1 protein-coding gene is annotated in these 2122 nt (G+C 72.3%); it reads left to right on the forward strand.

What is annotated here, in order from left to right; translation table 11 throughout:
* The coding region (locus HCK00_RS26580; protein ID WP_206321034.1) for a hypothetical protein at window positions 1-2122 on the forward strand (2122 nt) is incomplete at both ends.

Here is a 2122-nt window from a genome sequence, read left to right on the forward strand (position 1 = left end):
CCAGGTGTTCGGCAACGAGGTGGAGACCGACCGCGGGGTGCCGGGCGGCCGTTACGAGACGGCGCTGCGGGGCATCGCCGCGCTGGAGACCCTGCGCGCCAACGACCCGGCCCTCTCTCCCCATACCCCGTTCCGTCTGGAGTTGTGGACCTTCCTCGCGCGGCGGGCCGGCGGGGTCACCCTGGACGAGGCGGCCTACCTCCGGATTCTGGAGTCCTCGCGGACGGTGCTGGACGGGCAGCCGGACGCCCGGCTCAGCGCCCTGGTCCCGGACTCCGAACTGGCTTACGCCATCGGGGAGTTCTCCGGCCCGGGCCGCGACGACCTGGTGCGGGACATCGTGCGGAAGCCGACGGGGTCGCTGAGTTCGGCGGAGATCGCGCGGGCCTTCTGGGCGACCACCGCTGCCGGCCGGGTGCTGGAGACCATGGAGCCGGCCGAGCGGGAGCGGCTGGGCCGCGGTGTCCTGCACGTCCCGGCGACCACCCCGTGGAGCGACGAGCGGTCGCTGGAGTTCGGCTCCCTGGTCGCGCGGGCCCACGCCCGGGGGCTGGACAGCACCGATCCGCACGTGCTGGCCGCCCTCCACCTGGTGGAGCTGGGCGCGTTCACCTCGGCCGCCCTGGTCAGCGACGGCACCGTGACCCGCGGCTACAACTGGAGCGGGGTCCCCACCCCGGACGGCGTGGACCTGGACCGGACCCGCGCGGTCCGCAGGACGGCCACCGGCACGGTGACCGACGCCCTCGCACCGCCGTGGGTCTCCTCGCCCGTCACGCCCCGGATCTACCTGACCGGGCCTGCGCAGGTCACCACCGTCGAGCTGCATCTGCCGGGGGCTCCGGGCCCGGTGCGGGTGCCGGACGCGGAACTGTGGGCGTTGCTGGACCTCGACCCGGTCCTGAGCCAGATCGGTCTCGGGCGGCCGGTGGCTTTCCTGACCTCCGAGTTCAAGGTGGGCACCAAGGGCAACAGGTCCCGGGCGCAGGCGTTCACCGACCGCACCGGCCGGTCCGCCTGGGCCTACACCGGCTCTCTGGAACTGGAGCCGGCGGGTCCGGGTGCCCCGTCCGTCGTCACGGCCCGGCGGGACAAGAAGCTGGGCATGTGGCGTAAGACCACCTGGCAGGCCAGGCCGGCCACGGCGTCGCCGCAGCCCGCCGGACCCCTCGTGACCACGGGATCGCCGGACGTTCCGGACATCGGGTCGCTCACCCTCAGTGAGGGTGGTTCCGGTGGGTTGTTGGCTGCGGGGACGTTGCTGACGAGTGCGTCGGGTGGTGTGCGGGGGCGTAATTGGACGGGTGAGAAGGTCCGTCAGGTGCGGTTGGGCCGGGTGCGGGTGTTCGAGGAGCGGCCTGGTTCGGCGTTGCGGGAGGTGTCGGAGGGGGCGGCGCCGTGGGGTGACGCGGCGTGGGTGGTGTGGGCCGGCGGGGATGCGTCGGGTGTGCGTGGTCCGGATGGGCGGGTGCTGAGCGCGGAGCAGGTGGCGGCGGAGCTGGCGGCGGATCCGGAGCTGGCGAAGCTGCCGAAGGATGTTCCGGTGGTGCTGGTGGTGCCGGAGGCGGCGAATTCGCTGCATCTGGGGTTGTTGCGTGCGGTGGCGAACCGGTTGGGGCGGACGGTGTGGGCGCCCAGTGGTGAGGGCCGTCTGGTGCGCCGTGCGAAGCAGCGTGACCATGTGCTGGCTCTGGTGGACACCGATCCGGAGCGGCCGGTGGGTGCGTGGGTGCCGTTCCAGCCGACGTCGTCTGCTGGTCCGGTGGTTTCGGTGGTGGACCGGCAGTGGAGGGCGCTGGACGGCAGCACGTTCCGGGATTCGGATGGCGGTTCGCGGCCGCTGGTGTCGGACCGGGGTGAGCGGTTCGGGCGGATGTCGCACGCCGAGGACACCCGTGTGCGTGAGGAGCTTCTGCGCTCGTATCACCACGCGAGTGTGCTGACTCATATGGTGCCGACCGGTGGTAAGCCGTTGGTGGTCAGTGAGGTGGCGCGGCCGGTTTCGGGTCCGGGTGGCCCGGCTGTTTACACCTTTGTGGCTCATGGTCTGCCGGGCGGGGTGGAGATCGGTCTGGGGGATGGCCGGTCGAAGTGGCTGGATGAGGAGCAGGGCGGCCGGTAT

This window comes from Streptomyces zingiberis (genome assembly GCF_012034935.1).
In the GTDB taxonomy this organism is placed as follows: Bacteria; Actinomycetota; Actinomycetes; order Streptomycetales; family Streptomycetaceae; genus Streptomyces; species Streptomyces zingiberis.